The 12,724-nt window shown below is 69.7% G+C and carries 13 protein-coding genes; 10 read left to right on the top strand and 3 right to left on the bottom strand.

Annotated elements, in window-relative coordinates:
• The first annotated feature begins 48 nt into the window (after positions 1-48).
• The 3 genes from AB0M95_RS01105 to AB0M95_RS01095 all read left to right on the top strand — a co-directional run bounded on the left by AB0M95_RS01105 (position 49) and on the right by AB0M95_RS01095 (position 5,165).
• Entirely contained in the window at positions 49-2,565 is a 2,517-nt protein-coding gene (locus tag AB0M95_RS01105) for a transglycosylase domain-containing protein (protein WP_363757912.1), read from the top strand.
• Positions 2,566-2,577: 12 nt separating this feature from the next.
• A complete protein-coding gene (locus AB0M95_RS01100; RefSeq protein ID WP_363757910.1) occupies positions 2,578-3,921 on the top strand; it encodes a glycosyltransferase 87 family protein in 1,344 nt (447 codons plus the stop codon).
• Positions 3,922-4,040: 119 nt separating this feature from the next.
• Positions 4,041-5,165 carry a mannosyltransferase family protein gene (locus tag AB0M95_RS01095; RefSeq protein WP_363757908.1) on the top strand — a complete coding sequence of 375 codons (1,125 nt, stop codon included), beginning with the start codon at positions 4,041-4,043 and terminating at the stop codon, positions 5,163-5,165.
• Positions 5,166-5,231: 66 nt separating this feature from the next.
• On the opposite strand, the gene AB0M95_RS01090 is transcribed toward AB0M95_RS01095, so the two are convergent.
• Both AB0M95_RS01090 and AB0M95_RS01085 read right to left on the bottom strand, forming a co-directional pair.
• The gene (locus tag AB0M95_RS01090; RefSeq protein WP_363757906.1) at positions 5,232-5,987 is read right to left on the bottom strand and encodes a deoxyribonuclease IV; all 756 of its coding nucleotides are present in this window, start codon (positions 5,985-5,987) and stop codon (positions 5,232-5,234) included.
• Between the two features lie 51 nt (positions 5,988-6,038).
• On the bottom strand, positions 6,039-6,347 hold the full coding sequence (locus AB0M95_RS01085) for a hypothetical protein (protein ID WP_363758405.1): 309 nt from the start codon (positions 6,345-6,347) through the stop codon (positions 6,039-6,041).
• Between the two features lie 227 nt (positions 6,348-6,574).
• On the opposite strand from AB0M95_RS01085, the gene rpsF reads away from it, so the two are divergent.
• The 7 genes from rpsF (at position 6,575) to AB0M95_RS01050 (ending at position 11,225) form a co-directional block, all read left to right on the top strand.
• Positions 6,575-6,865 carry a 30S ribosomal protein S6 gene (gene rpsF / locus AB0M95_RS01080; RefSeq protein ID WP_363757904.1) on the top strand — a complete coding sequence of 97 codons (291 nt, stop codon included), beginning with the start codon at positions 6,575-6,577 and terminating at the stop codon, positions 6,863-6,865.
• Between the two features lie 98 nt (positions 6,866-6,963).
• On the top strand, positions 6,964-7,545 hold the full coding sequence (locus AB0M95_RS01075) for a single-stranded DNA-binding protein (RefSeq protein ID WP_363757902.1): 582 nt from the start codon (positions 6,964-6,966) through the stop codon (positions 7,543-7,545).
• A gap of 73 nt (positions 7,546-7,618) precedes the next feature.
• On the top strand, positions 7,619-7,855 hold the full coding sequence (rpsR, locus tag AB0M95_RS01070) for a 30S ribosomal protein S18 (RefSeq protein ID WP_061256131.1): 237 nt from the start codon (positions 7,619-7,621) through the stop codon (positions 7,853-7,855).
• Between the two features lie 17 nt (positions 7,856-7,872).
• A complete protein-coding gene (gene rplI / locus AB0M95_RS01065; RefSeq protein WP_358520233.1) occupies positions 7,873-8,319 on the top strand; it encodes a 50S ribosomal protein L9 in 447 nt (148 codons plus the stop codon).
• Positions 8,320-8,626: 307 nt separating this feature from the next.
• Positions 8,627-9,511 (top strand): ABC transporter substrate-binding protein, encoded by an 885-nt coding sequence (locus AB0M95_RS01060; RefSeq protein ID WP_363757899.1) that lies wholly within the window; start codon positions 8,627-8,629, stop codon positions 9,509-9,511.
• Positions 9,508-10,428, top strand: a complete 921-nt coding sequence (locus AB0M95_RS01055) for an amino acid ABC transporter permease (protein WP_358520227.1) — start codon at positions 9,508-9,510, stop codon at positions 10,426-10,428. Before AB0M95_RS01060 ends, AB0M95_RS01055 begins: the two co-directional genes overlap by 4 nt.
• The gene (locus AB0M95_RS01050) at positions 10,425-11,225 is read left to right on the top strand and encodes an amino acid ABC transporter ATP-binding protein (RefSeq protein WP_363757897.1); all 801 of its coding nucleotides are present in this window, start codon (positions 10,425-10,427) and stop codon (positions 11,223-11,225) included. Before AB0M95_RS01055 ends, AB0M95_RS01050 begins: the two co-directional genes overlap by 4 nt.
• A gap of 28 nt (positions 11,226-11,253) precedes the next feature.
• Here AB0M95_RS01050 and AB0M95_RS01045 read toward each other — a convergent pair whose 3' ends face one another.
• Entirely contained in the window at positions 11,254-12,573 is a 1,320-nt protein-coding gene (locus AB0M95_RS01045) for an MATE family efflux transporter (RefSeq protein WP_363757895.1), read from the bottom strand.
• Between the last annotated feature and the right edge of the window lie 151 nt (positions 12,574-12,724).

Here is a 12,724-nt window from a genome sequence, read left to right as displayed (position 1 = left end):
ACCGGCCCCGCGCGTCCCACCGCGGGCGATCCCCGCCAGCGCCCGGGCATGGGCGACCCGCGGACCGGTGCCGGAGACCCGCGGGCGGGTGGGCAGGGCAGGCCGCGGCCACGCCAGGCCGATCCGCGCGGCGGCGCCGGCGACCCACGCCAGCGCCGGCCGGAGGCCGCCTTCGAGGACACCCAGGGGATGGGCCAGGTGGCGCCGCGTTCCCAGGCGGCTCCCCGGCGGGAGGGCCCCGGCGTAACGCACTCGGACACGATCGTCAGCCGCGATCTGGACGGCCGCGGACGCGGGGGCCGTGGCGGTCCCCCCGAGGGGCCCGGCGGACGCGGCCCCGGTGACGGGGACGGCGGCGGTCCCGGGCGCCGGCGCGCCAAGGGCGGTGACGAGCCGCCGGGCCGTCGCCGGGGCTGGACACGCTTCCTCCCCAACTGGAAGATCGTGATGGTCGGCTTCGTCGTGCTGGCCGCCGGCCTCTTCGGCATGATCGCCGTCGCCTACTCCAACACGACGCTGCCCACGGAGAAGGACGCCCAGGACCAGGCGACCGCCCAGGGCAGCAACTTCTACTACGCCGACGGCTCTCTCATGGCCAAGCTCGGCACCGAGCGCCGGGCCGTGAAGATCGAGGACGTGCCACAGTACGTCCGTGACGCGGTGGTCGGCGCCGAGAACGCCACCTTCTACAGCGACTCGGGCATCTCCCTGTCCGCCATCGTGCGCTCGGCGTGGAGTACCGCCACCGGCGCGCAGGTGCAGGGCGCGTCCACGATCACCCAGCAGATGGCGAGGAACTACTTCAAGGGCCTTAGCACGGAGCGCTCGGTCAAGCGGAAGATCAAGGAGATCTTCATCGCCGTCAAGCTCGACAAGGAGTGGACCAAGGACAAGGTCCTGGAGTACTACCTCAACATCGTCCCCTTCGGCCGCAACACCTACGGCATCGAGGCCGCGGCGCAGTCGTTCTTCGGCCACGGCGTCAAGAAGCTCACCCCGGCCGAGGCCGCCTACCTGGCGGGCCGCATCCAGCAGCCGGGCCGCTTCGACGCCGACGAGGCGAAGAAGGACTACTCCGGCACCCGGTTCCGGTTCAACTACGTGCTCGGGCAGATGGCCAAGCTGAACCCCAAGGAGTACGGCTCCTACCCCACGACGCTGAAGTTCCCCAAGCCCAAGCCGGCCAAGGACAACGAGGCGTTCGGCGGGCTGCGCGGCTACATGCTCACCGAGGCGCTCAAGGAACTGGAGGCCAAGGGCCTGCCGCGCTCGGAAATCGACACCGGCGGGTACAAGGTCTACACCACGTTCGACAAGAACCTCATGAAGGCCGCGAAGACGGCGGTGATCCAGACGACCGCCGGGCTGCCCAAGGAGGTCCACACCGGCCTGGGCGCCGTCGACCCGACCAACGGCCGCGTCGTCGCGTTCTACGGCGGCAACGACTACCTCGGCAAGCACCCCGACCAGTTCAACGAGGCGTTCCAGGCGCGCAAGCAGGCGGCGTCGGCGTTCAAGCCGTACGTGCTCGCCGCCTGGCTGGAGGCCGGGCACAGCCTCAAGAGCTACGTGACCGGTAAGCAGCCGCTCAAGCTGGAGGGGACGACCCCGATCAGCAACGGCCACTCCACGCCCGCGTCCATGGACATCATCTACGCGACCCAGCACTCCATCAACACGGCCTACGGCCAGATGGGCGCCGAGGTCGGGCTGGACGCGGTCAAGCGCATCGCCGAGGACGCCGGGCTCAGCAAGGAGAGCCTGGACAAGGACGTCGCCGAGCACAAGTTCCTGTTCTCCATCGGCAGCGCCGGCGTGACGCCCGTCGAGCAGGCGGGCGGCTACTCGATCTTCGCCAACCATGGCAAGCACTACCCGACGCACACGGTGATCCGCGTCGTCAACCCGCAGGGTGTGCAGATCATCGCCGAGGACAAGACGCCCAAGCAGGTCATCTCCGAAGAGGTCGCGGCCGACGCCATCGTGGCGCTGCGGTCGGTGGTGAAGGGCGGCACGGGTACGGCGGCCGCGCTGTCCGACCGTCCGGTCGCCGGCAAGACCGGGACGAACAACGACAACAAGGAAGCGTGGTTCGTCGGCTTCACCCCGCAACTCTCCTCCGCGGTCGGCATGTACAAGGAGGACCGCAAGACCGGGGCCGAGCTCTCGCTGGGCAACAACTTCGACGGCGGCACCGTCCCGGCGCGCGTCTGGCGGGCGTTCATGGCGGAGGCGATGAAGGGCAAGAAGGCCGAGGAGTTCCCGACGCCGTCCAACATCGGCTCGCCGCTCGACCTTGCGCCCAAGCCGGTGCCCACCCCGACGCCGACCCCGAGCAACGACCCCGGGTTCCCCACCGACGACAACTGGCCGCCTACCGACAACGGCAATGGTGACCACGGTGGCGGGGGAGACGGCGGCTGCCTGCCGTGGGACGATTCGTGCAACAACGGCAACAACGGCGCCGACCCGTTCAACGCGGGGAAGACGCCGGCGAACGCGGCCACGCCGACGCCGACGCCCTCGGGAGGACGCCGGCCGGAGCCCACCCCGTCCTCCCGGTAACGAGAGAACGCCATGAGCCGATCGACCTACGTCTCCGACTCCGCCGTGCCCGCGGCACGCGCGATGCTGCCGCTGGTGCCCGTGGGGTTGTTCGCGGCCCTCGGCGCGGTGCTGGCCTACGCGTGGAAGGCACCGTGCCGGTTCGGCGGCGCGTGGAACGACGGCACGCAGCAGTTCCTCAGGTTCTGCTATACCGACATCTATCCGCTGTGGTGGAACGAGAAGCTCGACCAGGGCATGGCCCCGTACTTCGGGCATCCCGTCGAGTATCCGGTCGGCATCGGCGGGCTGATGTGGGTCATCCAGAAGCTTGTGTCCGGGCTGAACGAGCCGGGGGTGTGGTTCTTCGACCTCACCATGCTGGTCATGAGCCTGTCCCTGGTCGTCGGCGTCGTCATCATGGTGATGCTGGCGGGCGCCCAGGGACGGCCATGGGACGCCGCGTGGTACGCGCTGGCCCCGGCCGTGATCCTCACGGCGTTCATCAACTGGGACCTGCTGTGCGGCGCGCTGAGCCTCGGCGCCTTTCTCGCCTGGTCGCGGCGCAAACACGTTTTGACGGGCGTGCTCCTCGGGCTCGCCATCGCCACGAAGTTCTACCCGGTCGTCTTCTTCGGCCCGTTGTTCCTGCTGGCGCTGCGCACCCGCAAGTTCCCCGCGTTCCTGTGGGCACTCGCCGGCACCGTCGTGACGTGGGTGGTCGTCAACCTGCCGATCATGGTGCTCGCTTTCGACGGCTGGAAGAGGTTCTACGTCTTCAGCAGTGAGCGCGGCGCCGACTGGGGATCGGTGTGGTTCTTCTTCCAGCGCGAGCAGTGGCCGTTCCTCGGGGACGGCGACAAGCTGGACATGTTGGGCATCGGATCGTTCGCGGTGCTCTGCCTGGCGATCGCCGTGCTCACCTTCACCACCCGGACCAGGCCGAGGCTGATGCAGCTCGCCTTCCTGGTGCTGGCCGCGTTCATGGTCACCAACAAGGTGTGGTCTCCGCAGTACGTGCTGTGGCTCGTGCCGTTCGCGGTGCTGGCCAGGCCGAACTGGAAGCCGCTGGTGCTGTGGCAGGTGGCCGAATGCTGGTACTTCTTCGCGATCTGGCTCTACCTGGTCACCCAGGGGGGCGACGAGACGCTCGGCATCGGCGACGGCACGTACTACACGGCCGTGTGGGGCCGGGTGCTGACGATCGCGATCATGGCCGCGTTCGTGGTCCGGGACATCCTGCGGCCCGAGCACGACGTGATCAGGCAGGGCGGCGTGGACGATCCTTTGGGCGGCGTCTTCGACGGCGCGCCGGATCACTTCGTCCTCGCGCCGGCGGCGCGTCCCGCGACCGCGCGGGCCGAGGGCGCCGTTTAGCGGCCTGGTTCATGGGCTCATTTCAGGGGGATCGCCACGATCGCCCGCGCGAGGGCGCTACGGGGCGGACGCGCCGTACGCTCGGTTGTGGCCAAGGATGACCCCTTATTCTCCACTGTGTGCAAACGATCCCCCCGGAGACCGTTTCGCCCGTGCGGGTGCGCAAGGCGACGGGCGACGTCCTGGCGCTGTGGCTCGGGTCACGGGCGGGGATCGTCCTGGTGGCGACGGTCGGGGCGGGCGTTCTCACGCGGGACGAGGATCTGCCGTCGTTCCTCGACCGCTGGCAGCACTGGGACGCCAAGCTCCTGGTGGACATCGCGAGGTACGGCTATGACGGCGATCCCGCGGCGGACCCCGACCGGGGACTGCCCGCCTTCTTCCCGGGGATGCCCCTCGCCCTGCGCCTCGTCCACGTGATCGTGCCCGACTGGTCGCTGGCCGGGCTGCTGATCTCGCTGGTCGCCGGCCTGATCGCCATGACGGCGCTCGCCCGGCTCGCCGACTTCGAGGGGCCCGAGGGCGCGGGATGGCGCGCCGTCCTGGCGCTGGTGCTGTGCCCGACGGCGGTGTTCCTGTTCGCCGGGTACACCGAGTCGCTGTTCCTGGCCTTCGCGATCCCCGCCTGGCTGTACGCGCGGCGGCGGAACTGGGCGGCCGCCGGGCTGCTGGCCGCGGGGGCGTCCTGCGTGCGCATCACCGGGCTGTTCCTGGCCCTGGCGCTGATCGTGGAGTTCGTGGCGCAGCGGGGGAGGACGCGCGGCGTCCCCTGGCTGTTCGTCCCTTTCGTCCCGCTGGTGCTGTACTCGCTGTACCAGTACGCGCGCACGGGTGACTGGCTCGCCTGGCAGCACGCCCAGGAGGCCGGCTGGGGCCGCCAGATGGTCTGGCCGTGGCAGTCCTTCTGGACGACCTGGCAGATGGCGACCGGGGACGGCCAGTTCGCCTGGGCGTTCCGGATGGAGATCGCGGGCGCGGTGGCCGGAGTCGCCGTGGTGGTGTGGCTGCTGGTCGCGCGCCGGTGGAGCGAGTTCGTGTACGTCGGGCTCCAGGTGGGGGCGCTGATGTTCTCCGCTTACTACCTGTCGATCCCGCGCGCCGCGCTGCTGTGGTGGCCGCTGTGGGTGATGCTCGGGCGGACCGGCGTGCGGCGCCGATCCGTCCTGCTGGCGTACGCCCTGGTGGCCGGGCCGTTGATGGTGCTGAACACCATGACGTTCATCGAAGGAGCCTGGGCGGGCTGAGGCGCTGGGCCGTCTTACCCGCTTTCGCGCTCCCGTAATCCAGGGGATTTATCCACAGGCTGTGGATCAAAGGTGTTCGCGCAGGAAGGCGATGTCGGCCGCCTGCCCGTCGGAGGGGGTCTCCACGACGATCGGCGCTCCCGCCGCCCGGCACACCCCCAGGATCAGCTCGGGGTCGATCTGGCCCTTGCCGAGGTTGGCGTGCCGGTCCGCGCCGGAGTCGAAGGCGTCGCGCGAGTCGTTGCAGTGGACCAGGTCGATGCGGCCGGTGATCGCCTTCACCCGCTCGACGACGTCCACGAGATCCTCGCCGCCCGCGTGCGCGTGGCAGGTGTCCAGGCAGAAGCCGACCTCGAAACCGTCCAACGCCTCCCACAGCCGGGCGATGCGCTCCAGTCGGCGCGCCATCGCGTTGCCGCCGCCCGCGGTGTTCTCGATCAGGACGGGGATCGGCGTCTCCAGCCGCTCGAACACCTTGCGCCAGTTGTCGAAGCCGATCTGGGCGTCGTCGTCCTTGTTCACGTGCCCGCCGTGCACGATCAGGCCCTTGGCGCCGATCGAGGCCGCGGCCTCCAGCTGGCCCGCGAGCAGTTTGCGGCTCGGGATGCGGATGCGGTTGTTCGCCGTGGCGACGTTGATGACGTAGGGCGCGTGGACGTAGACGTCGATCTCCGAGGCCTTCAGCGCGTCGACGGAGGCGGGGAACTCCGGCCCCTTCCAGCCCTGAGGATCACCGAGGAAGAACTGCACGACCTCCGCCTCACGCAGCGCGGCGTGGGCCAGTGGGTCGTCCCGGTCGACGTGAGCTCCGATGCGAACCATGGGGACGAGCGTAGTCGTTTCGAGCACTTGAGCGGGGGCGGTGGAGGCGGCTCAGGGGATGAACCCGCCGTGGTAGATGCCCACCGCCGTGCCGACGAACGACGCGACGATGGCGACGATGTTGAGCGAGCGCTCGGCGGTCGTCGCCGAGACGTACTGCGCGTACAGCCCTCCGATGAACCCCGCGACCCCGGCCCAGGTGGCGACCACGTGGGCGGAGACGATCAGCCCGCTCACGAACGCGATCAGGCCGCAGGCCAGGGCGGACACGGTCAGGACGTTCTCCAGGGGATGCCTCTTGCCGTCCGTGTTGAGGGTGAGGTGGTACCGGTGCTGGGACCGGCCTGGGGGTTGTGACATGGTGTCCACCGTTCCTCCTTCCTACTCTTCGTGCCTTCCCGTTACCGCCCGCCGACAATCGCTCGGGCGCGGTCAGTGACCCTGGTAGACTGCTTGGGCTGCGCTTGCTACGTGTGTCATCACCGCGTGGTCGCTCCCCTTCCGAAAGCGGGTGCGAGAGCGTCGGCGTCCTCCTGTCACGGCATGGTGTCGTGACCGCGAAAGTCCAGAGGAGGTTGGAAGTCCACATGCGTCGTTACGAATTGATGGTCATCCTCGATCCGTCCCTTGATGAGCGCACGGTGACTCCCTCGCTCGACCAGTTCCTCGGCGTCGTCCGCAACGATGGCGGCACGGTGGAGAAGGTCGACGTATGGGGCCGTCGCCGGCTGTCCTACGACATCGCCAAGAAGGGCGAGGGCATCTACGCCGTCATCGACCTGACGGCCGAGCCGGCCACGGTCAAGGAGCTGGACCGCCAGCTCAACCTGAACGAGGGCATTCTGCGGACCAAGGTGCTGCGCCCCGACATGCACTGAGCTTCGGGTCATGCCGAAGCCCGGCTTTTTGTCGGACGGTAGCCGTACTCTGAGGCCCAACAGGCTGCGCAGATTCACGCAGGAAGGCGAGAGCGACCATGGCAGCAGGCGACACCACGATCACCATCGTCGGCAACCTTGTCGACGATCCCGAGCTGCGTTTCACCCCTTCGGGGCAGGCCGTGGCGCGGTTCCGCATCGCGTCCACTCCGCGGTTCATGGACCGTCAGACCAACGAGTGGAAGGACGGCGAGAGCCTCTTCCTGACGTGCAACGTCTGGCGCCAGGCGGCCGAGAACGTCGCCGAGAGCCTCCAGCGCGGCATGCGGGTCATCCTCCAGGGCCGGCTGCGCCAGCGGTCGTACGAGACCAAGGAAGGCGAGAAGCGCACCGTCTACGAGGTCGAGGTCGACGAGGTCGGCCCGTCCCTGCGCAACGCGACGTGCAAGGTCAACAAGACCGCGCGTCAGGGCGGCGGCGGCGGGGGCGGCGGCTTCGGCGGCGGTGACGACCCGTGGGCCTCGGCCACTCCGACCCCGCCCGGTGGTGGCGGCGGCTTCGGCGGTGGCGGTGGCGGTGGCGGCAACTACGGCGGCGGAGGCGGAGGCGGCGGGGGCGGCTACAACCAGGGCGGCTACGGCGGCTCGGGCGGCGACCTCAGCGACGAACCGCCTTTCTGACCCATCACGATTCATCCAGTAACCGATCGACCATTCCCGCATCACGCGGGGCTCTCTTAGGAGGAGCACCACGATGGCGAAGCCGGCACTGCGCAAGCCGAAGAAGAAGGTTTGCCTGTTCTGCCATGACAAGATCTCCTACGTCGACTACAAGGACACGGCGCTGCTGCGGAAGTTCATCTCCGACCGCGGCAAGATCCGTGCCCGTCGGGTGACGGGCAACTGCACCCAGCACCAGCGCGACGTGGCGACGGCGATCAAGAATGCCCGTGAGATGGCCCTGCTGCCGTACACGAGCACCGCGCGCTGACAGGAGGCCTGCGAGATATGAAGCTCATTCTCACGACCGAGGTCTCGGGCCTCGGCGCCCCCGGTGACATCGTCGAGGTCAAGGACGGCTACGGCCGCAACTACCTCATCCCCCGCGGTTTCGCCCTGCGCTGGACCCGTGGCGGCGAGAAGCAGATCGATTCCATCAAGAAGGCGCGCGACGCCCGCGAGATCCGCGACCTCGGCACCGCCAAGGAGGTCGCCGGTCGGCTCGGCGCCCTGCGGGTGACGCTGAAGACGCGCGCGGGTGAGTCCGGCCGCCTGTTCGGCTCGGTGACCACCGCCGACATCGCCGACGCGGTGAAGGCCGCCGGTGGTCCCCAGCTCGACCGCCGCCGCATCGAGATCACCAGCCCGATCAAGAGCGTCGGTTCCCACCGCATCTCGGTCCGGCTGCACCCCGAGGTCGCGGCGAACATCGACGTCGAGATCCTCGGCGCCTGAGCGGTGTGATCGTCGAACCTGTGAGGGCCCTTCCCGAATCCGGGAGGGGCCCTTCGACGTTTCGGCCTTCGACGTTTCGGCCTTCGCCGTTTCGGGCGAACCTCGCCAGGATCGCCGTGGACGCGGGGTGGGCGGGCGTACGATCGCCGGGAGCGCCCGGTTCACAGCGGCCGGACTCGGGGAGCCGCGGGGGCGGCTCGCCCTGATAGCTATGCTTTCTGCCCTAATAGTGATGTATGGGCGAATCCGTGGCAGCCGATATCCTGAGCGACGAATTCCCTCGGTAGAACCCCCTGTGGAGGCTTGAATGCTCCGTCCCTGGATGCCGCCGGCGCTCGGCGCCCTCGCGATGGTGGTGGTGGCGTGCGCTCCGGCCTCCGACACCACCTCCGCCTCCGGCGCGCCGACGACCGCCGCGCCCTCGGCCTCGGCGTCATCGACCTGCGGGAAGGACCAGCTCAAGCTGCTCAAGCCCGGCACGCTGACCATCGGCACCGACAAGCCGGCCTACGAGCCGTGGTTCAAGGACGACAAGCCGTCCAACGGCGAGGGGTTCGAGGGAGCCGTCGCCGCCGCGGTGGCCGGCAAGCTGGGCTTCGCGCAGAACGAGGTGACCTGGACGGTCGCCCCCTTCAACTCGGCGTTCGCACCCGGCCAGAAGCAGTTCGACTTCGACATCAACCAGGTGTCGATCACCCCCGCGCGGCAGAAGGCCGTCGACTTCAGCGACGGGTACTACACGGTCAAGCAGGCGGCCGTCGCCCTCGACGGCTCCAAGTTCGCCTCCGCCACATCCCTCGCCGACCTTAAGGACGCCAAGATCGGCGTCCAGGTCGGCACGACATCCCTCACCGCCGTGAAGAACTCCGTCGCGCCGAGCGCCGAGCCGAACGTCTACAACGAGCAGATCGACGCCGTGAACGCCCTGAAGAACAAGCAGGTCGACGTCCTGGTGGTGGACCTGCCGACCGCCTTCTACGTCACCGCAGCCCAGGTCGACGGGTCGAAGATCGTCGGCCAGTTCGGCAGCGCCGACGGCACGGCCGAGCAGTTCGGCCTGGTCTTCCAGAAGGGCAGCCCGCTCGTGAGCTGCGTCAACGCGGCGATCGGCGAGCTGAAGTCCTCCGGTGAGCTGGCGAACATCGAGACCCGGTGGCTCGGCGCCGCAGCCGGTGCGCCGGAACTGAAGTGACGCACCCGTCCGGCGGGGGGATCGCGGACGCGCCCGGTCCCCCGGCGGACGCGCCACGCGGGGAGCCCTCAGAGGGCGGCGGCGAATGGGTCAAGAGCGAGCTCCAGCGTGAGCGCGAGCGCCTGCGCCGCCGCAGGGACCTGCGCTCCAGCTCGGTGGCGACCGTCTCCACGATCGTCTTCGTCGTCCTGCTCGTCTGGCTGGTCACCGCGTCGCCGGGCTGGCCGAGGGTCAAGGAGACCTTCTTCGACCTCGGCCAGTTCGGCGACGCGTTCCCCGACGTGCTCGCCGGGTTCCTGCTCAACATCAAGATCTTCCTGATCGCCGAGCCGCTGATCCTCGTCGTGGGCCTGCTCGTGGCGCTGGTGCGCACCCTGCACACGCCGGTGTTCTTCCCCCTGCGCGCCCTCGCGGTCCTGTACACCGACGTCTTCCGCGGCGTGCCGACGATCCTGGTCATCTACCTCGTCGGCTTCGGCCTCCCGGCGCTGGAGCTCCAGGGCATGCCGTCCGACCTCGCCACCCTGGGCGTGATCGCGCTGACGCTGTCGTACGGCGCGTACGTCGCCGAGGTGTTCCGGGCGGGCATCGACTCGGTGCACCCCAGTCAGCGCGCCGCCGCCCGCTCCCTCGGTCTCACGCAGGGCCAGACGGTGCGCTTCGTGGTGCTGCCCCAGGCCGTGCGCCGGGTCGTCCCGCCGCTGCTCAACGACTTCGTCTCGCTGCAGAAGGACACCGCCCTGGTCGCCACGATCGGGCCGCTGGAGGCGCTGCGCCAGGCGCAGATCCACGCGGCCGACACCTTCAACTACACCCCCTACCTGGCGTCGGCGCTGCTGTTCATCGCGCTGACGATCCCGATGGCCCGGTTCACCGACTACCTGGCGGCCAGGTCCCAGAGGCGGCGAGGCGCGTGAGCGGACCCAGGGAGACGGCGGGGCGGGCCTCCGAGGACACACAGGACACAGAGGACGCCGTCCTGCGCGTCGAGAACGTCTGGAAGAACTACCACGGCCACCACGTGCTGCGCGGCATCGACCTGTCGGTGGACTCCCACGAGGTGGTCTGCCTGATCGGCGCCTCCGGGTCGGGCAAGTCGACGCTGCTGCGCTGCGTCAACCTCCTGGAGACCGTCGACGACGGCGTCATCCGCCTCGACGGCGCCGAGATCACCGACGTGCGGACCGACCCCGACGATGTGCGCAAGCGCATCGGCATGGTGTTCCAGTCCTACAACCTCTTCCCGTCCATGACCGTGCTCGGCAACATCACGCTGGCCCCGAGGAAGGTGCACGGGGTGGCGAGGGCGCGGGCCGAGGAGGAGGCCCGCGAGCTGCTGGCGCGCTTCGGCCTGGCGGACAAGGCCGGCGCCTACCCCGACCGCCTCTCGGGAGGTCAGCAGCAGCGCGTGGCGATCATCAGGGCCCTGGCCACCCGCCCGCGGCTGCTCCTGCTGGACGAGGTGACCTCGGCGCTCGACCCGGCCCTGGTCGGCGAGGTGCTGGAGGTCATCCGCGAGCTCAAGGCGACGGGTATGACGATGGTCCTGGCCACGCACGAGATGGGCCTGGCCCGCGACATCGCCGACAAGGTGTGCTTCCTGGACGGGGGCGTCCTGTTGGAGCAGGGCCCGCCCGAGCAGATCTTCACCGAGCCCCGGCAGCCGCGCACCCGCGAGTTCCTCAGAAGGGTCCTGGAGGCCCGAAGCGTCTGATCTGTGGCCCGTGGCCTCGCTACGGGGGTCAGGCGCCGGTCACCAGCCACGCGCGGCCGTACGCGCGCCACCCCAGCGTGGCCAGCCGCGCCGCCATCCACACCCCGAGCGCGAGCCACAGCGCCACCAGCCCGCCGCCCGAGTGGACGACCGCGTACGCGGCGGGCAGGTAGGCGAGCGTGGTCAGCGCGGACGCCCAGGCCAGGAAGCGCCTGTCGCCCGCCCCGATGAGCACCCCGTCCAGGACGAACACCACGCCCGCGACCGGCTGGAGCAGCGCCATCACCCACAGGACCGACACCAACTCGGCGCTCACCTCCGGGTCCGCCCCGAACAGAACCGGCAGGACCGGGCGCAGCAGGACGATGGCCAGCCCGAGCACCACGCTGTAACCGACGCCCCAGATCACCATCGTACGGGTGGCCGAACGCGTGAGGTGGACGTCCCCGGCGCCGAGCGTCCGCCCGGTGATCGCCTGCCCGGCGATGGCGATCGCGTCGAGGGCGAAGGCCAGCAGGGTCCAGATCTGGGCGGCGATCGCGTGCGCGGCGAGCGGCGCGTCGCCCATGCGCGTGGCGACCGCCGTCGCGACGATCAGCACGACGCGCATGCAGACGGTGCGGATCAGCAGCGCGATCCCGGCCGTGCCCGCGTCGCGGATCCCGGCGAGGTCCGGCCGTACCGGCACGTGGTGCTCGCGGGCGGCCCTGACGACGACCAGCACGTAGACCACCGCCCCGAGTGCCTGGGCCAGGACGGTTCCCCAGGCCGACCCCGCGATGCCCCAGTGGAGGACCAGCACGAACAGGGCGTTGAGCGCGGCGTTCAGCGCGAACGAGCCGATCGAGACGACCAGCGGGATCGCCGTGTTCTGCAGCCCGCGCAGGATGCCCGTCCCGGCCAGGATGACGAGCATGGACGGAGTGCCGAGCAGGCTGATCCGCAGGTAGGTCACCGCCTGGCCGGCGACGCCGGGGGAGGCGCCGAACAGCTCGACGATCCAGGGGGCGAGCGGCCAGCACACGGCGATCAGGGCCACCCCGATCGCGGCGGCGAGCCACAGCCCGTCCACCCCCTGCTTGACGGCTCGTGGCAGGTCACCGGCGCCCACCTGCCGGGCCACGGCCGCGGTCGTGCCGTACGCGAGGAACACGCACACGTTGACCAGGGACGTGAGAGCCGTGCCTGCGATGCCGAGCGCGCCGAGGGCGAGGGTGCCGAGGCGTCCGACGATGGCGTAGTCCGCGAGAATGAAGAGAGGCTCGGCCACCAGAGCCCCGAAGGCCGGGACGGCGAGTCTCAGTATCTCTCGGCTGCCGACGCGGGAGGCGCGTGAGGTAAGGGTCACTGGTCTATTTTGCCCCTTACGTCTCTCAGCTCGACGCCGGGTCCCGGCCTGGCCCGCGTGTCACCGCGACTTTCTTTCTTCCACAGCTAGTGGACAGCGTTTTCGCTGCTCGGCAAGGGGTTGTGGAGAAGACTTCTCGGTTATCCACAGG

Source organism: Sphaerisporangium sp. NPDC051017, assembly GCF_040683095.1.
Lineage (GTDB): Bacteria > Actinomycetota > Actinomycetes > Streptosporangiales > Streptosporangiaceae > Sphaerisporangium.
Note: the sequence above shows the minus strand (reverse complement) of the source record. Positions and strands in the feature narration are given on the sequence as shown.